Origin of the sequence: Pseudomonas sp. B21-009 (genome assembly GCF_024749345.1) — a bacterium.
In the GTDB taxonomy this organism is placed as follows: domain Bacteria; phylum Pseudomonadota; class Gammaproteobacteria; order Pseudomonadales; family Pseudomonadaceae; genus Aquipseudomonas.
Genome location: NZ_CP087199.1, coordinates 125,001 through 145,641, shown reverse-complemented (window position 1 = coordinate 145,641; position 20,641 = coordinate 125,001). Strand labels below are relative to the sequence as shown.

13 protein-coding genes, 2 tRNA genes and 4 rRNA genes (1 of these 19 running past the window's edge) are annotated in these 20,641 nt (G+C 60.6%); 11 read left to right on the top strand and 8 right to left on the bottom strand.

Going from position 1 to position 20,641, the window contains the following annotated elements; genetic code table 11:
* The first annotated feature begins 119 nt into the window (after positions 1-119).
* On the top strand, positions 120-464 hold the full coding sequence (locus tag LOY34_RS00680) for a hypothetical protein (RefSeq protein ID WP_045197926.1): 345 nt from the start codon (positions 120-122) through the stop codon (positions 462-464).
* Positions 465-500: 36 nt separating this feature from the next.
* Here LOY34_RS00680 and lapD read toward each other — a convergent pair whose 3' ends face one another.
* On the bottom strand, positions 501-2,447 hold the full coding sequence (gene lapD / locus LOY34_RS00675; protein WP_195885404.1) for a cyclic di-GMP receptor LapD: 1,947 nt from the start codon (positions 2,445-2,447) through the stop codon (positions 501-503).
* A 10-nt stretch (positions 2,448-2,457) separates the two neighbouring features.
* On the bottom strand, positions 2,458-3,150 hold the full coding sequence (gene lapG / locus LOY34_RS00670; protein WP_045197930.1) for a cysteine protease LapG: 693 nt from the start codon (positions 3,148-3,150) through the stop codon (positions 2,458-2,460).
* Between the two features lie 311 nt (positions 3,151-3,461).
* Between lapG and LOY34_RS00665 the strand changes: the two genes are divergently transcribed.
* The 10 genes from LOY34_RS00665 to LOY34_RS00620 all read left to right on the top strand — a co-directional run bounded on the left by LOY34_RS00665 (position 3,462) and on the right by LOY34_RS00620 (position 16,579).
* Positions 3,462-4,154, top strand: coding sequence for a GntR family transcriptional regulator (locus LOY34_RS00665; protein WP_195885403.1), 693 nt, complete (start codon positions 3,462-3,464; stop codon positions 4,152-4,154).
* Between the two features lie 77 nt (positions 4,155-4,231).
* Positions 4,232-4,819, top strand: a complete 588-nt coding sequence (locus tag LOY34_RS00660; RefSeq protein WP_123564717.1) for a thioesterase domain-containing protein — start codon at positions 4,232-4,234, stop codon at positions 4,817-4,819.
* A 627-nt stretch (positions 4,820-5,446) separates the two neighbouring features.
* Entirely contained in the window at positions 5,447-6,223 is a 777-nt protein-coding gene (locus LOY34_RS00655; protein WP_195885402.1) for a DUF3050 domain-containing protein, read from the top strand.
* Complete coding sequence (locus LOY34_RS00650) at positions 6,220-7,167, top strand: diiron oxygenase (RefSeq protein ID WP_195885401.1); 948 nt, start codon at positions 6,220-6,222, stop codon at positions 7,165-7,167. Before LOY34_RS00655 ends, LOY34_RS00650 begins: the two co-directional genes overlap by 4 nt.
* A complete protein-coding gene (locus tag LOY34_RS00645) occupies positions 7,164-10,610 on the top strand; it encodes a non-ribosomal peptide synthetase (protein ID WP_195885400.1) in 3,447 nt (1,148 codons plus the stop codon). The genes LOY34_RS00650 and LOY34_RS00645 overlap by 4 nt, the downstream gene beginning before the upstream one ends.
* 29 nt (positions 10,611-10,639) lie before the next feature.
* Complete coding sequence (locus tag LOY34_RS00640) at positions 10,640-11,107, top strand: SRPBCC family protein (RefSeq protein WP_093377504.1); 468 nt, start codon at positions 10,640-10,642, stop codon at positions 11,105-11,107.
* 126 nt (positions 11,108-11,233) lie between these two features.
* The gene (locus tag LOY34_RS00635) at positions 11,234-11,737 is read left to right on the top strand and encodes a sigma-70 family RNA polymerase sigma factor (RefSeq protein ID WP_093377508.1); all 504 of its coding nucleotides are present in this window, start codon (positions 11,234-11,236) and stop codon (positions 11,735-11,737) included.
* Between the two features lie 6 nt (positions 11,738-11,743).
* Complete coding sequence (locus LOY34_RS00630; RefSeq protein ID WP_195885399.1) at positions 11,744-12,709, top strand: FecR domain-containing protein; 966 nt, start codon at positions 11,744-11,746, stop codon at positions 12,707-12,709.
* Between the two features lie 233 nt (positions 12,710-12,942).
* Positions 12,943-15,315: a TonB-dependent siderophore receptor gene (locus tag LOY34_RS00625; RefSeq protein WP_408980909.1), complete on the top strand. Its 2,373-nt coding sequence runs from the start codon at positions 12,943-12,945 to the stop codon at positions 15,313-15,315.
* 85 nt (positions 15,316-15,400) lie between these two features.
* On the top strand, positions 15,401-16,579 hold the full coding sequence (locus LOY34_RS00620; RefSeq protein WP_093377521.1) for a PepSY domain-containing protein: 1,179 nt from the start codon (positions 15,401-15,403) through the stop codon (positions 16,577-16,579).
* 122 nt (positions 16,580-16,701) lie between these two features.
* Here LOY34_RS00620 and rrf (LOY34_RS00615) read toward each other — a convergent pair.
* The 6 genes from rrf (LOY34_RS00615) to LOY34_RS00590 form a co-directional block, all read right to left on the bottom strand.
* Positions 16,702-16,817 (bottom strand): 5S ribosomal RNA (gene rrf, locus LOY34_RS00615).
* 110 nt (positions 16,818-16,927) lie between these two features.
* A 5S ribosomal RNA gene (gene rrf / locus LOY34_RS00610) occupies positions 16,928-17,043 on the bottom strand.
* A 136-nt stretch (positions 17,044-17,179) separates the two neighbouring features.
* Positions 17,180-20,070 (bottom strand): 23S ribosomal RNA (locus tag LOY34_RS00605).
* A gap of 222 nt (positions 20,071-20,292) precedes the next feature.
* Positions 20,293-20,368: transfer RNA gene (locus tag LOY34_RS00600), tRNA-Ala, on the bottom strand.
* Positions 20,369-20,378: 10 nt separating this feature from the next.
* Positions 20,379-20,455: transfer RNA gene (locus tag LOY34_RS00595), tRNA-Ile, on the bottom strand.
* A gap of 85 nt (positions 20,456-20,540) precedes the next feature.
* Positions 20,541-20,641: ribosomal RNA gene (locus tag LOY34_RS00590) — 16S ribosomal RNA — on the bottom strand; it runs 1,436 nt beyond the window's last position.
* The 16S, 23S and 5S rRNA genes sit together here with 2 tRNA genes alongside, the layout of an rRNA operon.

Genomic DNA, 20,641 nt, shown 5'->3' with positions numbered 1-20,641 from the left:
CTGCGGACTTTGCCTGCACCGTATTCACAGCGCATACTCGCTCGCCGGGGCTAGACGCCCGGCCAGCTTGGCCTATGCTGCTGACTGCGGATACGGACTGACATTCAGAGGGATACCCCATGTTCTACGTGCAACGCGATGCACAGGGCCAACTGGTCCGGGTAGAGGCCGCACCCTACGCCGAATACACGGAGATGCTCCCGGCCGACCATGCCGAGGTCCAGGAGTGGTTTGCCGACGACGTGGTCGAGAACAGCCTCAAGCAGCTCAAACAGAGTGACCTGGACATGATCCGGGTGCTTGAGGACTTGATCGAAGTGCTGACCACCAAAGGCGTGATCAGCATCACCGACCTGCCGCCCGGCGCCCAGGCCAAACTGCTCAGCCGCTCCAATGCCCGCCAGGTGCTGGGCGGGCTGACCAACCTGATCGACGACAGTGAAGAAAACGGCGGCCTGATCTGACCGCTGCAGGCCCGTTGCGGGCCTGCACGTCCTGCTTCAACGCCAGGGTGCCGGCTCGCCGACCAGGCGTCCCTGAACCCCCTGAATACCCATCTCGCGCAATACCTTGAGCTCACCTTCAGTCTCGACCCGCTCGGCGATCAGCGGCAAGTCGATGCTGTGCGCTGCGCGCTGGATCGCTTCAATGAACAGGCGCTTGTGCCGTTCGTGGTCGATGGCGCGAATGTAACTGCCATCGATCTTGAGGTAGGCCAGGCCCAGGTGCGCCAGGTTGCCGATCATGCTGAAGCGCCCACCAAAGCGCTGCAGGCTGAGGCTGAAGCCCAGGGCCCGCAGGCGCCGGGTGAGTTGCTCGAGCACGGCCTGTTCCGGCAGTTGCTCTTCGCCGATCTCCAGGGTCAGGCGCGGGCCGAGCACGGCGTTCTGGCCGAGCAGGTCATAGACCCGCTGCAATGCCTTGGGGTCAGCCAGGGTTGCGGCCGACAGGTTCAGCGCCAGGGCTTCCTTGTGGCTGTGCATGTGCTTGAGCACTTGCTCAAGCATCAGCACATCGAGCCGCGCCGACCAGCCAAAACGCTCCAGCCACGGCAGGAAGCGCCCGGCGGCAATGGCCTGGCCCTGGGTATCGAGCACCCGCGAAATGACCTTGTAATGCAACACGCGCTCCGGCGCTTCACAGGCCACTACCGGCTGGAAAAACAACTGGAAACGCCCTTGCTGCAGTGCTTCATCCAGCAAGGAATGCCAGGCGTGGTGGGTATCGGCGGCTTGCGGCGCGGTGCCTTGCTCCAGGCACACCCAGCCCGGCTCCAGCTGGCTCTCGGCGCGGGCCAGGGCCTCGTCGGCGAGCTTGAGCAAGGCCTGCGGATCGTCGCCCGGGCTGTAGGGCGCCATGCCGATGCAGGCAACCGGGGTGACATCGCTGGCGCCGGTGTCGGCCAGGCTCTGCAGGGTCACTTCCAGGGCCTGGGCCAGCTGGATCGCCTCTTCGTGCACCAGCCCCGGCGCCAGCACGGCAAATTCGCCGCCGCGGCTGCGGGTGATCAGGTTGTTGGTTTCCGGGTAGTTGGCGCAAGTGCGTTGCAGTTGCTGGCCGACCGCCTGTAGCAACTGGTCGGTTCGCTGGCCGCCCAGGCGCTGGTTGAGCCCGGCCAGGTCCTTGACCCGCAGCAACAGCAGGTAGCCCGGGCGCGCCTCTTCGAGGTTGCTGACCAAGGCGTTGAGCTGCATCTCGAAATAGCGGCGGTTGGCAAGGCCGGTGAGGCTGTCCTGATACGACTCGACACGCAGCTTTTCACTGCGCTCGGCCTGCTCCTGGAAAAGCGCCTTGAGCTTTTCGACCATCTGGTTCATGGCCTGCACAACCCGGCGCAGCTCAGGGGTACGCGGCAAATCCGGCAGGCTGAGGAACTCACGCCGGGCAATGGCGTGGGACTGCGCCACCATGTAGTCCAGCGGCTTGAGCTGGCGACGCAGCAGCAAGGCGCCAAGCACCGCACTCAGGGCGCCACACAGCAACAGCCAGCCGAGGCTGCCCAGGGCACTCTGCCAGAGCTTGGCCAGGGCGAACATCGGATGGCTGACCACCTCGACCCGCGCCGCCTGCTGCCAGCCGCGGCTGACGATGGCATCGCCACCGGCCGCCTCCAGGCCGATCAGGCGGATGAACCAGGCCGGCACACCGTTGGGGTCGGGTTCGGCGTGGCGCTCGACCAGCAGGGCGTTGGACGCCGTGTCGATGACCTTGATGCTCGAATAGTAACCACTGTCGAAGATCGAGCTGACCATCAGCTCGACCATCGCCGGGTCGTCGATGTTCGGCGTCAGCGACAGCGCCAGCGCCGTGGCGGCGTCCTGGGCATGGGAGCGCAACTGGTTGACGTACTGGCTGCGTGAGCTCTCCAGGCTGACCATGAAGCTGCCGCTGAAGGCGACTACCAGGAACAGGCAGATGGCAAGCAGCAATTGTTTGAACAGTGACATCTGTGCTCCTTCAGTAAGCCGGCTCGGCGGGGAAGCCTTCGGCCTGCATCTTCTTCAATAGATCCTGCCAGCGCGACAAGCGCTTGGTGTCGCCGACCTTCTTGTTACCACCCGCACCGGTCAGCCACAGGCCTTCACCGTTGAAGGAATACACCGGCAGCAGGTCAGGACGCTGGCTGGCGGGCTTGATCGCATCGATCAGGCTGTCGAGTACCAACGGCATGGCCTCCGGGCTTGAATAATAGGTCAGGACCATGTGCGCGCGGTTCTGGCGCAGGGCCTTGACGTAGGTAATGCGCAGTTTTTCTGCCGGAACCCCGAGGCGCCGCAGGCTGAAGTACTTGGCGATAGCATAGTCTTCGCAGTCACCGGCGCCCTTGATCAGTGACTGTACCGGGGTTGCCCAGTAGTCCACTTCGCGCCACAGGTCGATGTCTTCGACATACCGCAGCTGCTGGTTGAAGAACTGGTTGACCACTTTCAGGCGTTCGGCCTCACTGCCCTGCTTCTGGGTCGCCAGCAGGTTCTGCCAGGCATCAATGCGGCCCTGGCCAGGCCCCAGCGGGCCATACAACGACTGGGCACGGCGGCTGATCTGGGAGAAGTCCCAATCCGCGTGCAGGCCGCCCAGTAACAGGCAGCCGAGCACCACGGCCAGGCCGAGCCGGCGCAGGGTCAATTGAACAGCCCAACGTATCGCCAATGCGAATAATCCGCGCAGACCTGTGGAAAAACGCCGATGGTGCGGCCTCGACCCGGAAAAAACAATGGCACCTTACAATCATTGCGCCAGCAATCCGTTGACCACGGGCAACCCCCTGTCTGGCGAGGGCTGCAACCCGGCTTCCCTTGAACAAAAACTTCCTTCACGATAGCAAGCGCGCGGCCGTTGATTGCTGTTTACTTAATAAATAAGGGTTGGCGAACGCCGCTATTTGACAAGTATCCCTCCCCTAACTAGTGTTGCTGGATATTGGATCCAATTATTTCACTTCGACTTCAGGCAAAAACAGCGTGGCCGGAAAAACCAGACCCCTGAGCGAAATCCTGGGTGGCGAACAAGTGCCGCCACACCTGGCGCGTAGCGTGATTGAAGAGCGGCTGCGCAGTGCCATTCTCGATGGCCGCCTGCCCCCTGGGCTGGCCTTGCGCCAACAGGAGCTGGCAACCTTGTTCGGTGTCAGCCGCATGCCGGTCCGCGAGGCCTTGCGCCAGCTCGAAGCGCAATCGCTGTTGCAGGTGGTGGCGCACAAGGGCGCGGTAGTTGCGCCATTGATCGGCGAAGACGCCGTCGATACCTATGCCTTGCGGGTCATTCTGGAGTCCGAAGCACTACGCCAGTCGATCCCGCTGCTCGATGCCGACGACATTGCCCAGGCGCGCAGCTACATCACCCAGCTTGAAACCGAAACCCGGCATGCCGAGATCGGGCGCCTCAACCGCCTGTTCCACATGAGCCTGTACAGCAAGGCACCGAACCAGAAGCTGCTGCGCCTGATTGAAAACGAGCTCAACGAAGAAGAGCGCTTCCTGCGCTTTCACCTGTCATCGATGGGCCTGGGCAAGCTGACCCAGGACGATCACATCGGGCTGGTGGACGCCGCAAACGACAAGTCGGTTGAAGATGCCATCAGGATTCTCGAGCGCCACCTGAACAACGGGGCAAAAGCGATCAAGGCCTACCTGAACAGACCACCGGCAGAGTGAACCCACCGCCATCGCCGGCAATCCCGGCCATTGGCAGCTATTGCGCTCGGGGCACCCCTTGAGCGAAAGGAAAGGCAGTGCACGCTCCTACACTTCAGCGCAGAACCGTATCGGGCTCTGCCCAGCCGCCGCAGATCCGCCTGATCTGCCTTGCCTGCAGCCAGGATCATCTGAGCCAGTACCGTGCCTGGTCGGTGGCGCTCAACGACCATATCGAACTGGTGACCGTCAACGTGCTGGCCTACGGCGACCCGATCCGTTCACTGCCCTTGCACGGCAACCCCACCCTGATCGACTCGCTGATCGAGCGCTTGCAGGTGTACCTGCGTAAACCCCACGCCCTGTTCGGCCAGGGTGCCGGGGCGCAATTGGCCCTGGCTCTGGCCCGGCACACCGAGCAACTGCACCCGGGGCAAACCCGCCACCTGTTTGTCGCCACCAGCGACAGCCCGCAGGCAGACCCAGCCGAAGCGGCCGCCGGGCTCAGCGTGCCGGTCACTGCGCTGTATCCGTCAGGATCGCTGCCGCGCATGCTCGGCTGGCACGACCACAGCGGCCGGGAGATCGAGCTGATCGAACTGCCCGACGCCGCGGGCGATGCGCCGCAACTCAACCAGCGGCTGATTCAAATCATCAACACCCACCTGGGCCTGCTCAGCCTCTGAGCCCTGCAAACGCAGGGATACCCTGCCCTCCAAGGGCGCGCCCGCGCCGCTGATTTGTCTCTTGCTGTTTCAGCCAGCCATGGCGGCTCTTGCATTTTCGGCACACTCTTACCCGCGCAGCGACCGCTGATCGCCCTCAGGCGGGCCAGGTCGTCTGCTTATCGCACACCTGTAGAAGGAGCCGCGCGCCGGGCAAGGACCGATATCGATCAGCTGCCCTCAAGAGTCAACCAGGTCCGACTTTTATTGTTCCAGTGCTCCGAGTGAGGCATTCACTCATGCAGTTTCAATTCTGACACTTGGTTGCCGGAAGGAGCACTTACATGCCAATAAAACTAACTATAAAAGTTTTATCCCGCCCACTCACACTTTAAAAACAAACACTGCAAATATAATTAACAAAGTTGTTGCCGATCACTTAAAAGTTGTTCTAACTTTTTAATGGCACGGGCCACCTCCACCGCCAGGCGCCCGTTCACCGAAGAAAACGATGCCAACTGCATCGATACGTCTGCCATTGCGCTGTTATCGAATAATTCAGTCGAGGCCCCTGCTCGGCCGCTGAAAACTTCGCCGCCGCCGATGAAAAGACATTAACCGGATGTTAGCCAGTGACCAGGAAACCCCATGAATACATTGACTTCGCTTCTTATCGCCCGCAAAGCCGAACTTGCCGCACACCCGATCTTTACTGAAATCGATTGTTTGCCGGTATTGCAACGGTTCATGGAAACCCATGTCTTCGCCGTCTGGGATTTCATGTCGCTGACCAAGCGCCTGCAGCAGGAGCTGACCTGTATCCAGTTGCCCTGGCTGCCACCGCTTGACCCGCACGCCGCACGCCTGATCAACGAGATCGTTCTTGGCGAGGAGTCCGACGACCGCCCCGGCCAGGGCCACTACAGTCATTTCGAGCTGTACCTGGACGCCATGCGCGAGGTCGGCGCCAGCACAGCGGCGATCGAGCGCTTCGTCAGCCTGCAGCGTGAAGGCGTGGGTTACGCCAGTGCCCTGCAGCGTGCAGGCGCCAGCGAGGCAGCCCTGCAGTTCGTCTGCCACACGCTGGAAACCGCCCTGGGCGCACCGGCCCATGGTGTCGCCGCAGCCTTTCTGCATGGCCGCGAAAGCGTCATCCCGACCATGTTCCAGCGCATCCTCGATGACTGGGGTATCAGCGGCGAACAGGCGCCCACCTTCCGTTACTACCTGCAGCGGCACATCGAGGTCGATTCCGAAGACCACGGCCCGGCCGCCGAGGCCTTGCTGGCAAGGCTGGTCAAAGGCGACCCGGTGCAACAACGCCAGGTGCTCGAAGCCGCCATTGCCGCCGTCGACAGCCGCATTGCCCTGTGGGACCGCTTGCGCCTGTCGATGCGTGAAAACGTCGTGGAGACCAGCGCATGAACGCCCTCGACTACACCTCCTGTGCCGAGGCCTGGGAGAGCCGGGCGACCATCCGCACCCGGCCACGACGCCTGGTCGAGGATGATCAGCGCCTGATCTACCCGCTCAGCCGCCAGCCGCTGGTGCTCAGCGAAACCTTTGTCCGCGCGTGCCCGCAGCAGCGCGATTTCGCCCTGGCCCAGAGCCTCTACAAGTTCATCAACGACGTGGTGATTTTCGAGACCGAGATCGTCGATCACACCGCCCGGCGGATCGCCAAGGACCGCTTCGCCATTCGCTTTCCGTTCGCCTGCCGCTATGACGCCATGACCGTGGTGGTCGATGAGGACTACCACGCCCTGGTGGCCATGGACTTCATGCACCAGACCATCGCCCTGACCGGCATCGAGCCGATTGCCCTGCCCCGGGAGATCGAGCTGAGCCGGGCGATACCCGCAGCCCTGGCGCTGGCACCGGAACATCTGCGCGACGCCCTTGAGCTGATTTGCGTAGGTATTGCCGAGAACACCCTGACGGACGACGTCGCCGCCTTTGCCCGCGATGACACGGTCAAGCCCTCGGTCAAGGGGCTAATGGCCGACCACCTGCTCGACGAGGGGCGCCACTCGACCTTCTGGGCGCGGTTGGTACGCATCTACTGGCACAGCGCGCCGGAGGCGGATCGCCGGTGCATTGCCGACATCCTCCCGGTGTTTCTCACCCAGTACCTGACCAACGACATCCAGAAAGCCTTCGATTTCAGCCTGATCGAGCACCTGCCGATCGGCGAGACCGCGCGCCAAGCATTGCGCCAGGAGGTAACGGCGATGGCCTACCCGATCGATCACCGGCATCCGCTGCTGGGCAACATCCTGCGCCTGTTCCGCGCCAGCTCGATGCTCGATTCGCCTTGCGTACAACAGGCCCTGGCGCATTACCTGCCCGAACCAAGGAGAGCGCCATGAGACGCCTGCAAATCTGTCTGATCGGCACAAGCCCGGCATTGGCCCTGCTGCACCAGGAACTGCTCGACCATGGGCACGCGCTGTACCTGGCCGATAGCACCGCAGCCTTGCAGCATCGCCCGTGGCCCCGGCCACAGCTGCTCATCGATGATGGCAGCCTGGCACTGAGTGCCAGCGATTGGCAGGGGCTTGGCGACTGCGCGTTGTTGAGCCTGCGCCTGGGACTGTACCTGCACAGCGCTGGCGAACTGCCGACACTGGAGCTGTTGTGCTGGACCGGCACAGCCACCGCGCAGCGGTTGATCGAGCGCCAGCCGCTGGCAGCGGAGGTGTCCGGCAATGGCCAGCAACTGCGCCGGAAGACCATCGACAGCCTGCAGCAAACCCTCGCGCTGCACGTCAGCCGTTTCTCGCGAAACCCCGACTACCTGCAGCAGGCAGCCGCCATCAGCCCCGGGCAGGAGGACCAGCAACAAGGTCTTGGCTGGCTGGAGCAACTGGCCTGGCTGCATCGCTACAACCAGCACGACAGCCTGCCATTGCTGGCAACTGGCGAAGTAGCGCTGATCGAGCGCCTGCAGCAGAGCCTGCAACTTCATGCCGAGCGCCCGGCGCTGAACCTCAACGGCCAGCGCATCAGCTATGCCCGACTGCACGCCCAGGCGGTCGCCATCCAGCAATTGATGGCCGGCTTGGCTATTGACGCCGACCCGCCAGTGATTGGCGTTTGCATGGGCAAATCCGCAGCGCTCTACGCCAGCCTGCTCGCGGTATTCGGCTATGGGGCGGTGTACTTGCCGCTGGATCCTGCGCACCCGGCCGAGCGTCTGCGTTACATCCTCAAGAACGCCGGCGCCAGCCTGTTGCTGCATGACGGTCAAGTCCCAGTGGATGACTTGGCTGTGAAAAGCCTCGACCTGCGCCAGTTGCCCGCAGCGTTGGCGCAGCCGTTGCCGTCATTACTGCGCCAGCGACCGGCGCCAGACGCCCCGGGCGTGGCGATCTACACCTCGGGCACCACCGGCCAGCCCAAGGGCGTGCTGCTCAGCCAGCGTAACCTCAGCCACTTCCAGGCCTGGTACAGCGCCCACGTGCAACTCGATGAGCGCAGCCGGGCATTGCAGTTTTCGACCATCGGCTTCGATGCCTCGCTGCTGGACATCCTGCCCACCTGGGTCGCCGGCGGCGAACTGGTGGTGCCCACGCAAGACCAGCGCCGCGACCCGGCTCAATTGCTGGCGCTGATGCGCGAACAGCACGTCACCCACGCCTTCCTGCCGCCGGCACTGCTGAGCATCCTGCCGCGCGATCAAACCCTGGAGTTGAAGCACCTGGTCACCGGTGGCGACGTCTGTGAACCGGAGGTGATTGAACGCCTGGCCGGGCAATGCCAACTGCACAACATCTATGGCCCGACCGAGACCACGGTACTGGCCACCACCCGGGTGTTCAACACTGGCGACAACAACCGCAACCTGGGCTGCCCGATCGCCAACACGCGGGTGCTGATCCTCGACGAAAACCTGCAACCGGTGATCGAAAACTGCCCCGGTGAGTTGTATATCGCAGGGCCGGGCGTGGGCTTGGGCTATCTGAACAATCCTGCCCTGAGCAACGAGCGCTTCCTCAACCTCAGCCCAGGCGACAGCAGCCTGTTGCGCGTGTATCGCACCGGCGATATCGGCAAATGGACGGCCGAGGGTATCGAGCTTTGTGGCCGGCGCGACAACCAGGTGAAGATTCGCGGCTTTCGCGTCGAGCCCGAAGAGATCGAGCACTGCCTGCGCAGCAGCGGCCTGTTCCGCCAGGTGGCGGTGATCATCGATGCCCAGCGGCGGATCCTGGCGTTCTGCGCGCAAGCCACCAGTGATGACAGCGAAGCGGCCCTGCGCCAGCACGCCGAGCAAAGGCTGCCCGACTACATGCGCCCGGGTTTCTATCAGCAACTGGCGCAGATGCCCTACACCGCCAACGGCAAAGTTGACCGCCAGGCGCTGGCGGCACTGCCGCTGGGTTTGGCGCCGAGCCTGCATCACTTCGGTCCGCTAACCCCGGTCGAAGCGCAGCTGGTTGGCCTGTGGAGCACGCTGCTGGAACTGCCCGAGCAGGACATTTCCACCGACGCCAGCTTCTTCAGCCTCGGTGGCCATTCGATCCTGCTGTCGCGCCTGTTGCTGGCCATTCGCGAACAGTTCGGCCGCGGCATTGCGATCAACCGCTTTATCGAGATGCCGACAGTGCAACGCCTGGCCACCCTGGTCAGCGGTGAGCAGGCACAGCTGCCTGGCCTCGACCCGCAAGCTGAACGCGACGCCTGCCGCGAATTGGGCTTGCAGGTGCTGCCAGTGGCGCAACTGGGCGATGTGCACAAGGTGATCGTCACCGGCGCCAACAGCTTTCTTGGCGTGCACCTGGTCGAAGCGCTGCTGCAATGGGGCGCCAGCGAAGTGGCCTGCCTGGTGCGCGCCAACGCCAGTCAGTCAGCCGAGCAACGCTTTAGCGCGGCGCTGGTAGAGAACGGCTTGCATGGGCTGGACATGAGCCGGGTGAAAGTCTTCGCCGCCGACCTGCGCCAGCCGCGCCTGGGCCTGGCCGAAGTCGACTACAACTACCTCGACAGCGAGTACGGCGCGCTGTTGCACAACGCCGCGCAGGTCAACCATGTACTGGATTACCAGAGCCTCGCCGCCGACAACGTCGAACCGCTGTTCGAGTGCCTGCGCCTGTGCGAAGGCCGGCGCAAGAAGGTCTTCAATTTCATCTCGACCCTGTCGGCGTGCAGCGCCATTGACGCCGACGGCCAGGTGCTCGAACAAGACCCGGCCACCACCCCGCCGATCTATATCCGCAACGGCTACAACCTGAGCAAATGGGTGGGCGAGCGCATTCTTCAGCGCGCCCGCGCCCAGGGCGTGTGGGTCAACCTGTATCGCCCCGGCAACATCACCTTCGACAGCCGCAACGGCATCTGCCAGCCCCAGCGCAACCGGTTGATGCTGATGCTTAAAGGCTCGCTGCAAATCGGCCAGGTACCGGCGCTGGAGCTCAACTTCGACCTGATGCCGGTGGACTTTCTGGCCCGCTTCATCGCCTTCCACAGCAGCCGCTACCAGCCCGAACGGGCGGTGTTCAACCTGCACAACCCCGAGCCTTTGAGCTGGCGCGATTACGTCTCGGTGTTCCGCGACAGCGGCAGGCCATTCGAGCTGGTCAGCGTTGAGCAGTGGCAGCGGCAGTTGCAGCGGGTCGACCGCGACAACGCCCTGTTCGATGTGCTGGGTTTCTACCTGGACGGCTTTGAGGAAGACATCGGCGACATCTCGCGAATCCAGCACGACAACGCCCGCGCCGGCGTCCAGCGCATGGGCGCCCGTTACCCGCGCAAAACCCCGCAGCTGCTGCAACGCGGCTGCCAGTACCTGCACGACATCGCCTTCATCTGAGCAGCTTCAACCCAACCAGGAGAGACACCATGCAAGCACTCCAACCCGACACACTTATCCACAACCCCGAAGGCTGCCACGTAGTGGCCAGCGTCGAGATCGCCAGCGCTGCCGCCAGCGTCTGGAACATCGTCGGCAACTTTGCCGGCTTCCCGGTGTTCATCCCGGCCCTGGCGCACATCGAGATGACCGGTAGCGGCGTACGCTCGGTGCGCAAGAAGCTGTTCAAGGACGGCAACGTGGTCATCGAGCAGCTCAACAGCCGCGACGACCAGGCCATGTACATGACCTGGAGCCTGATCTACACCAGCCTGAACATCGGCAACCTGTGGGCGGCGATGCAGGTCGAGGCGCTGGGCGAGCGTCAGGCGCGGGCGACCTGGACCATCCAGGCCGAGCCATGGCAAGGCGGCAGCGAGGCAATGCCTGGCTTTCAGGCGTTTTTGCAGGGGTTTGCCGATGAGGCAATGAACAATGTGAAGAATTTGCTGAGTTAAACCCGATCGCGGGGCAAGCCCGCTCCGGCAAGAGCGAGCTTGCCCTGATCAACAGTTGCAAAATATTCCAAGGATGCCAACAATGAGACTAATTATCATTTATGACCCCTTCAGCAGCGCACCTTCATGCCCTCTCGAGAGTCCGTGCACACGCTTTACAGCCATCACCATGGCTGGCTGAACACCTGGCTGCGCAGCAAGCTGGGCAACGCCGCCGATGCCGCGGACCTGGCCCAGGACACTTTCGTACGCCTGTTGCAGCGGCGTGAACTGTTGGAGCTGAACGCCCCCCGGGCGTTCCTGCGTACCATCGCTCGCGGCCTGGTGATCGACCACTGGCGCCGTGAGGAGCTGCAGCGCGCCTACCTCGAAGCCCTGGCGCATCTGCCAGAGGCCGAAGTGCCTTCGCTTGAAACCCGCGAACTGCTGCTGGAGCTGCTTGAGCGCATCGCGCAGATGCTCGACGGCCTCAAGCCGAAAGTGCGTCGCGCGTTTCTCCTGGCCCAGTGCGAGGGCTTGAGCCACAAGGACATTGCCGAACAGATGGGCGTGTCGCTGCGCTCGGTTGAGCGCTACGTGGCCGATGCGCTCTATCATTGCTACCTGCTGCGCTACGAGTCAGAGGCGTAAGCCGTCATGACCACCCTCAACCCCGGCCCGCGCGTGGTCAAGCAAGCCATCCACTGGATGCTCAAGCTGCGCGAAAGCGGCCACAACGCGCGGTTGCAGCAGCAATGCGAACAGTGGCGTGCAACCCATCAGGAGCACGAGCTGGCCTGGCAACGAGTGCAGTCGCTGCAGCAGGAACTCAACCTGCGCGCCGTGCCAGGGGCCAGTGTGGCCTTGCAGACCCTTGAGAACAGCAGCCAGCGCCTGCAACGACGCCAGGCCCTGAAGCTGCTCAGCGGCGTGCTGGTGCTCGGCTCGGCGACCTGGCTGGGTAAGGACCTGCAGCTAATCAGCCCCTGGACTGCGGATTTCGCCAGCGCCACCGGCCAGCGTCGCAGCGTGCGCCTGCCCGATGGCTCGCTGCTGCAACTGAACACCAACAGCGCCGCAGACCTTGCCTTTGAGGCCGATCAGCGCCTGATTCGTCTCAAGCACGGCGAGTTGATGCTGACCTGCGCCAAAGACACAAGCACCCCGGCTAGACCGTTGCTGGTCAGCACCCGCGAAGCCTTGCTGCAAGGCTTCGACGGCCGCTTCGTGGTGCGCCAGGACGACGACTGCACCCGCGTCAGCGTCAGCCAGGGCAGCGTCGCCATCCACTCGCCAGGCCCGATGCAATGGATTCACGCCGGCCAGAGCTATCGCCTCGATGCCCGCGGCGCGACCCTGCTGCACAATCAGGACATGGATGCCGGCGCCTGGGCCGAAGGGCTGATCGTCACCCGCGACATGCGCCTGGGTGATTTTCTCGCTGAAGTCGGGCGCTATCGCCATGGCTATGTCAGCTGCGCCGACGACATTGCCGACTTGCGCCTGTCAGGTGTGTTCCGCCTTGCAGACACCGACAAGCTGTTGCAACTGTTGCCGCAGACACTGCCGGTCAAGGTCAGCTATCGCACCCGCTGGTGGGTGCGCCTGGAACGGCTGGCGTGAAGTGATTTTTTTTGGCGGGTTTTACCCACGAGTCCGGCTAGGACAGTAAGCGACTCTTTCTGCCCTTACCGACTCTACGGATGCTCTCCATGCGTAATGCTTCGCCCCTGTTGCGGCTCAACAAGAAGAATGATTTTCAACCTTCCTTAGATTCTGCCTGTTCCAGTTCCCTCGGCAAGGCCATCCGCGCCGCGCTGCTCGGCACTGCCCTGGGCATCACTGCGGTGCCGGCAATGACACTTGCATCACCAGCAGGCAGTGTCAGCCAGCAGTACAACATCCCTGCCGGCTCTCTGGATGAGGTGCTCAACCAGTTCGCCCGCCAGGCTCAGATCACCCTGTCGAGCACCCCGCAAATGACCCAGGGCCTGCAGTCGCCGGGACTGCAAGGCAGCTACGCCACCGACCAGGCGCTGCGCCAGTTGCTCAACGGTTCGGGCCTGGAGGCCCTCAGCCAGGATGGCGGCAGCTATGTGCTGCGGGCTCAGGCACAGGACGCAGCGCTGTCGTTGCCGAGCACCGAAGTACGCGAGTTCGCCCTGGGTAACGCCCTGGGCAGCATGGAAGGCTACAACGCCACTCACAGCCAGGTTGCGACCAAGACCAGTGCGCCGATCCTGGAAACCTCGCAGTCTGTATCGGTGGTGACCCGTCAGCAAATGGAGGACCAGGGCTCGCAGACCGTGGCCCAGGCCATGCGCTACACCCCGGGCGTGCTGACCAACCCTTATGGTGCGACACACCGCTACGACTACGTAGCCATGCGCGGCTTCAACGACGGCTCTGTGGATAACATCTACCTGGACGGCCTCAAGTCCATGGGTGACAGCGGCACCTACAGCACCATGCAGGTCGATCCGTACTTTCTTGAGCGCGTGGATATCCTCAAGGGGCCATCTTCGGTGCTCTATGGCCGCAGCTCACCCGGCGGCCTGGTCGCCCTGACCAGCAAGAAGCCACTGTACGAGGCCTACCATCAGGTACAGGCCACCGTTGGCACCCAGGGCCAGCGTGGTGTCGGTTTCGACTTCAGCGGCCCGCTGGATGACGACAAGCGCATCGCCTACCGTCTGGTGGGCCTGGCCGATCAGTCCGACACCCAGTTCGACCACAACGAGGAAAAACGCTTCGCCCTGGCCCCGACTGTCAGCATCAACTTCAGCGAAGACACCTCGCTGACCCTGCAGGCCTACCTGCAGCACGACCCCGACGGCGGCTATCACGGCGGCGTGCCGGCCGATGGCGCGCTGCACCAGCGCAATGGCCAGCGCATCTCCGATCACTTCTTCGAAGGCGAGCCGGGTGTCGACCGCTACGAGCGCGACCAGCAGTCGTTCGGCTATCAGTTCGAGCATCGCTTCAACGACGTTTTCACCGCGCGGCAGAACTTCCGCTACCTGGACTCGACGGTGAAAATGGACCAGGTGTATGCCTGGGGCTGGACCACGCCGACCAGCAACGAGCTGAACCGCTACTACACCGGCGGCGATGAAAAGCTCCACGCGTACATCATCGACAACATGCTCCAGGCTGAATACTTCACCGGCAGTGCCAAGCACACCACCCTGCTGGGCCTGGACTATCAGCGGCGCAAAACCGTGGTCGACTGGCGCAGTGGCTCGCTGGCGCCGATCAACGCCTTCGACCCGCAGTACGGCAACTCGCAAATCACCTACTACAACCCCACCAGCTACCTGCGTCGGCTGCAGCAGACCGGCGTGTACCTGCAGGACCTGATCGAGCTCGACCAGTGGCGCTTCTCCCTGGGCCTGCGTCAGGACTGGGTGAAGACCTCGGACGAGAACCGTATCGCCGAAGCCAGCCGCCCGCTGGGCACCAGGATCAGCGACCAGCGCACCAAACTGACCGGCCGCGCCGGCGTGCTGTACCTGTTCGAAAACGGCATTGCGCCGTACATCAGCTATTCCGAGTCGTTCAACCCCAACTCCTACGCCGACCAGGCCGGCAATCCGCTGGCGCCGACCGAGGGCACCCAGTGGGAAGCCGGCATCAAGTACCAGCCACCGGGCACTGACAACCTGTTCACCGCTTCGGTGTTCCGCATCGAGCAGGAGAACCTGGCCTCCAAGCTGCCGCAGGAAGAGTTCTATCGTCCTGTAGGCCAGGTCCGTTCCCAGGGCCTGGAGCTGGAAGCGCACATGCAGGTCACCGACAACCTGAAAGTGCTCGGCAGCTACACCTTCACCGACATCGAGTACGCCAAGTCGATGCCAAGCACGCTGTTCGGCAGCGACCTCGACAACAAGGGCAACTCGCCTACCCAGGCACCGCGACACATGGCCTCGCTGTGGGCTGACTACAACTTCCGCCAGGGCGCCCTCGACGGCCTGCGCCTGGGCGGCGGTGTGCGTTATGTCGGCTACAGCTGGGTGGATGCCGAGAACACCATGAAGGTGCCCTCCTACACCCTGTTCGACGCGTCGGTTGGCTATGACCTGGGCAAGGTCGGGCTCAAGGGCGTGGATGTGCGGCTCAATGCCAACAACCTCACCAATGAGAGCTACATCGCCTCCTGTGCCAGCCTGAGTTACTGCTACATGGGCGAAGAGCGCAATGTCAGCGCCACGGTCAGCTACCAGTTCTGACCTCACCTGTATGAACGCCAAAGCCAGCACCTGATTCCGGGGGCTGGCTTTGTTGTATCTGGCGACTTATTCCGGACCTTTACCCATGCGTCAGCTTTACGTACTGCTTCACCGCTACCTTGGCCTGATCACTGCGCTGTTTTTGGCCATGGCGGGCCTAACCGGCAGCGTCCTGGCCTTTCATCACGAACTGGATGAATGGCTCAACCCGTCCTTCTATGAAGCGCCCACCGTGGGTGAACGCCGGCAACCCGGGGTGCTTGTGGATAAGTTGCAGGCCGAGCATCCGCGCCTGCAAGTCTGGTACATGGAATACCCGAACGAGCCCGGGCATGCGGCGCTGCTGGCCATGGTGCCGCGCAATGACCCAGCCAGCGGCGAGCCCTATGCCGAGAAGAACACGGTGTTCTATCTCGACCCCGTCAGTGGGTTGACCCTGGGCCAGCGCTACTGGGGTGAATGCTGTTTCTCCCGCGAGAACTTCATGCCGTTCATGCTCGAGCTACATTACAGCCTGACCCTGCCCGGCAACTGGGGGATTCTGCTGATGGGTGTGGTGGCGATCATGTGGGTAATCGACTGCTTTATCGCCGTGCTGCTGACCTTGCCGCGTGGGCGGCCGTTCTGGGGCAAGTGGGCGAAAGCCTGGAAGATCAAGGGTGGCCATGCCTATCGGCTGAACATGGATATCCACAGGGCGGGCGGTTTGTGGTTGTGGCTGTTGCTGCTGCCGATTGCGATCAGCAGCGTGGCAATGAACCTGCCTGCCCAGGTATTCAAACCGGCGGTGTCACTGTTTTCACCGATTGAGCCAAGCGTCTATGAAGCCCGTGGCGGGCTACCCAAGGAACAACTGGGGGTGACCCAGCTGAACTATCAACAGGCCTACCAGCTGGCGCAGCAGGAAGGTCAGCGGCTGGGGCTAACGGCACCGATCGGTGAGCTGTACTACAGCTTCGAGTACAACTTCTATGGTGCGGGGTTTGGCCAGCACGATACCGATGCCCAGGGTAAGTCCTGGTTGTTCTTCCACGGCACTGACGGGCATTTGCTGGGCAAGGAGATTGCCGGGCAAGGCACCTTGGGGGAACGCTTTTACCGCTTGCAGTTACCCATACATGGCGGGCGCATCATCGGCATGACCGGCCAGGTGTTGATTGCAGTGTTGGGAGTGATGATTGCGGTGCTGTCGCTGACCGGGGTGTATATCTGGTGGCGCAAGTTGCAGGCGCGGCGCAGTGGCAAGGTGCGAAGAGCTGGGTAAGTCAGCGGCTGCTCTGGGGCTGCTATGCAGCCCATCGCTGGCAAGGCCAGCTCCCACAAAGGGTGACAGGTCCTGAAAGACAAAACCCCTGTCTGCAGGGCAGACAGGGGTTTCGGAATGAATCTTGACGATGACCTACTCTCACATGGGGAAACCCCACACTACCATCGGCGATGCATCGTTTCACTGCTGAGTTCGGGATGGGATCAGGTGGTTCCAATGCTCTATGGTCGTCAAGAAATTCTGTGTGCCGATCCGTCTGTTGCGACGTGCCAGCGAATTCTTGATGCTTCTACCTTAAAGACAAAACCCCTACCTGCATATGCAGATAGGGGTTTCGGAATTTAATCTTGACGATGACCTACTCTCACATGGGGAAACCCCACACTACCATCGGCGATGCATCGTTTCACTGCTGAGTTCGGGATGGGATCAGGTGGTTCCAATGCTCTATGGTCGTCAAGAAATTCTGTTGCCAGAAGGTCTTGTTTAAGACACTCCAGCGAATCGGGTATGTGATGTTTGTGAGTTACAAATCTTCGGCTGTGCAGTCTTCACAACACCGCAATCTGGCTTTCGCTCAAATTGCTTGGGTGTTATATGGTCAAGCCTCACGGGCAATTAGTATTGGTTAGCTCAACGCCTCACAGCGCTTACACACCCAACCTATCAACGTCGTAGTCTTCGACGGCCCTTCAGGGAGCTCAAGGCTCCAGTGAGATCTCATCTTGAGGCAAGTTTCCCGCTTAGATGCTTTCAGCGGTTATCTCTTCCGAACATAGCTACCCGGCAATGCCACTGGCGTGACAACCGGAACACCAGAGGTTCGTCCACTCCGGTCCTCTCGTACTAGGAGCAGCCCCTCTCAAATCTCAAACGTCCACGGCAGATAGGGACCGAACTGTCTCACGACGTTCTAAACCCAGCTCGCGTACCACTTTAAATGGCGAACAGCCATACCCTTGGGACCGGCTTCAGCCCCAGGATGTGATGAGCCGACATCGAGGTGCCAAACACCGCCGTCGATATGAACTCTTGGGCGGTATCAGCCTGTTATCCCCGGAGTACCTTTTATCCGTTGAGCGATGGCCCTTCCATACAGAACCACCGGATCACTAAGACCTACTTTCGTACCTGCTCGACGTGTCTGTCTCGCAGTCAAGCGCGCTTTTGCCTTTATACTCTACGACCGATTTCCGACCGGTCTGAGCGCACCTTCGTACTCCTCCGTTACTCTTTAGGAGGAGACCGCCCCAGTCAAACTACCCACCATACACTGTCCTCGATCCGGATAACGGACCTGAGTTAGAACCTCAAAGTTGCCAGGGTGGTATTTCAAGGATGGCTCCACGCGAACTGGCGTCCACGCTTCAAAGCCTCCCACCTATCCTACACAAGCAAATTCAAAGTCCAGTGCAAAGCTATAGTAAAGGTTCACGGGGTCTTTCCGTCTAGCCGCGGATACACTGCATCTTCACAGCGATTTCAATTTCACTGAGTCTCGGGTGGAGACAGCGCCGCCATCGTTACGCCATTCGTGCAGGTCGGAACTTACCCGACAAGGAATTTCGCTACCTTAGGACCGTTATAGTTACGGCCGCCGTTTACCGGGGCTTCGATCAAGAGCTTCGCGTTAGCTAACCCCATCAATTAACCTTCCGGCACCGGGCAGGCGTCACACCCTATACGTCCACTTTCGTGTTTGCAGAGTGCTGTGTTTTTAATAAACAGTCGCAGCGGCCTGGTATCTTCGACCGGCATGGGCTTACGGAGCAAGTCCTTCACCCTCACCGGCGCACCTTCTCCCGAAGTTACGGTGCCATTTTGCCTAGTTCCTTCACCCGAGTTCTCTCAAGCGCCTTGGTATTCTCTACCCAACCACCTGTGTCGGTTTGGGGTACGGTTCCTGGTTATCTGAAGCTTAGAAGCTTTTCTTGGAAGCATGGCATCAACCACTTCGTCGCCTAATGGCAACTCGTCATCAGCTCTCGGCCTTAAGATCCCGGATTTACCTAAGATCTCAGCCTACCACCTTAAACTTGGACAACCAACGCCAAGCTGGCCTAGCCTTCTCCGTCCCTCCATCGCAATAACCAGAAGTACAGGAATATTAACCTGTTTTCCATCGACTACGCTTTTCAGCCTCGCCTTAGGGACCGACTAACCCTGCGTCGATTAACGTTGCGCAGGAAACCTTGGTCTTTCGGCGTGGGAGTTTTTCACTCCCATTGTCGTTACTCATGTCAGCATTCGCACTTCTGATACCTCCAGCAAGCTTCTCAACTCACCTTCACAGGCTTACAGAACGCTCCTCTACCGCATCACCTAAGTGATACCCGTAGCTTCGGTGTATGGTTTGAGCCCCGTTACATCTTCCGCGCAGGCCGACTCGACTAGTGAGCTATTACGCTTTCTTTAAAGGGTGGCTGCTTCTAAGCCAACCTCCTAGCTGTCTAAGCCTTCCCACATCGTTTCCCACTTAACCATAACTTTGGGACCTTAGCTGACGGTCTGGGTTGTTTCCCTTTTCACGACGGACGTTAGCACCCGCCGTGTGTCTCCCATGCTCGGCACTTGTAGGTATTCGGAGTTTGCATCGGTTTGGTAAGTCGGGATGACCCCCTAGCCGAAACAGTGCTCTACCCCCTACAGTGATACATGAGGCGCTACCTAAATAGCTTTCGAGGAGAACCAGCTATCTCCGAGCTTGATTAGCCTTTCACTCCGATCCACAGGTCATCCGCTAACTTTTCAACGGTAGTCGGTTCGGTCCTCCAGTCAGTGTTACCTAACCTTCAACCTGCCCATGGATAGATCGCCCGGTTTCGGGTCTATACCCAGCGACTAAACGCCCTATTAAGACTCGCTTTCGCTACGCCTCCCCTATTCGGTTAAGCTCGCCACTGAATATAAGTCGCTGACCCATTATACAAAAGGTACGCAGTCACCTAACAAAGTAGGCTCCCACTGCTTGTACGCATACGGTTTCAGGATCTATTTCACTCCCCTCTCCGGGGTTCTTTTCGCCTTTCCCTCACGGTACTGGTTCACTATCGGTCAGTCAGTAGTATTTAGCCTTGGAGGATGGTCCCCCCATATTCAGACAAAGTTTCTCGTGCTCCGTCCTACTCGATTTCATGACTAAGAGATTTTCGCGTACAGGGCTATCACCCACTATGGCCGCACTTTCCAGAGCGTTCCGCTAATCTCAAAGCCACTTAAGGGCTAGTCCCCGTTCGCTCGCCACTACTAAGGGAATCTCGGTTGATTTCTTTTCCTCAGGGTACTTAGATGTTTCAGTTCCCCTGGTTCGCCTCTTGCACCTATGTATTCAGTACAAGATACTCAGCTTATGCTGAGTGGGTTCCCCCATTCAGAGATCTCCGGATCAAAGTCTGTTTGCCGACTCCCCGAAGCTTATCGCAGGCTACCACGTCTTTCATCGCCTCTGACTGCCAAGGCATCCACCGTATGCGCTTCTTCACTTGACCATATAACCCCAAGCAATCTGGTTATACTGTGAAGACAACATTCGCCGAAAACTTGTAATTACTCACAAATTTTACCTTAGCCTGAACACACACCAGTGAAAGTGCTGTCCAGTCTATCTTTCTATCACATACCCAAATTTTTAAAGAACGATTCTGAAAAAGTTCAGAAATCAATATTCGAGGCGAATATTCATTTCTAAGCTTTGACACGGTAGCAAGGGGTGGTGGAGCCAAGCGGGATCGAACCGCTGACCTCCTGCGTGCAAGGCAGGCGCTCTCCCAGCTGAGCTATGGCCCCAACAAGAAACTGGTGGGTCTGGGCAGATTCGAACTGCCGACCTCACCCTTATCAGGGGTGCGCTCTAACCAACTGAGCTACAGACCCAGTTAAGAGCTGTTACCGATATCGTCTTCTTCAATGAATCAAGCAATTCGTGTGGGAGCTCATAAGACAGCTGATGTCTGTCGATTAAGGAGGTGATCCAGCCGCAGGTTCCCCTACGGCTACCTTGTTACGACTTCACCCCAGTCATGAATCACACCGTGGTAACCGTCCTCCCGAAGGTTAGAC

Excerpts from the sequence above, each read along its gene's own strand:
- LOY34_RS00680 (WP_045197926.1), top strand. The coding sequence starts at position 120 with ATGTTCTACGTGCAACGCGATGCACAGGGCCAACTGGTCCGGGTAGAG.
- LOY34_RS00625 (WP_408980909.1), top strand. The coding sequence starts at position 12,943 with ATGACACTTGCATCACCAGCAGGCAGTGTCAGCCAGCAGTACAACATC.
- LOY34_RS00655 (WP_195885402.1), top strand. The coding sequence starts at position 5,447 with ATGAATACATTGACTTCGCTTCTTATCGCCCGCAAAGCCGAACTTGCC.
- LOY34_RS00630 (WP_195885399.1), top strand. The coding sequence starts at position 11,744 with ATGACCACCCTCAACCCCGGCCCGCGCGTGGTCAAGCAAGCCATCCAC.
- lapD (WP_195885404.1), bottom strand. The coding sequence starts at position 2,447 with ATGTCACTGTTCAAACAATTGCTGCTTGCCATCTGCCTGTTCCTGGTA.
- LOY34_RS00635 (WP_093377508.1), top strand. The coding sequence starts at position 11,234 with ATGCCCTCTCGAGAGTCCGTGCACACGCTTTACAGCCATCACCATGGC.
- LOY34_RS00645 (WP_195885400.1), top strand. The coding sequence starts at position 7,164 with ATGAGACGCCTGCAAATCTGTCTGATCGGCACAAGCCCGGCATTGGCC.
- LOY34_RS00650 (WP_195885401.1), top strand. The coding sequence starts at position 6,220 with ATGAACGCCCTCGACTACACCTCCTGTGCCGAGGCCTGGGAGAGCCGG.
- LOY34_RS00620 (WP_093377521.1), top strand. The coding sequence starts at position 15,401 with ATGCGTCAGCTTTACGTACTGCTTCACCGCTACCTTGGCCTGATCACT.
- LOY34_RS00640 (WP_093377504.1), top strand. The coding sequence starts at position 10,640 with ATGCAAGCACTCCAACCCGACACACTTATCCACAACCCCGAAGGCTGC.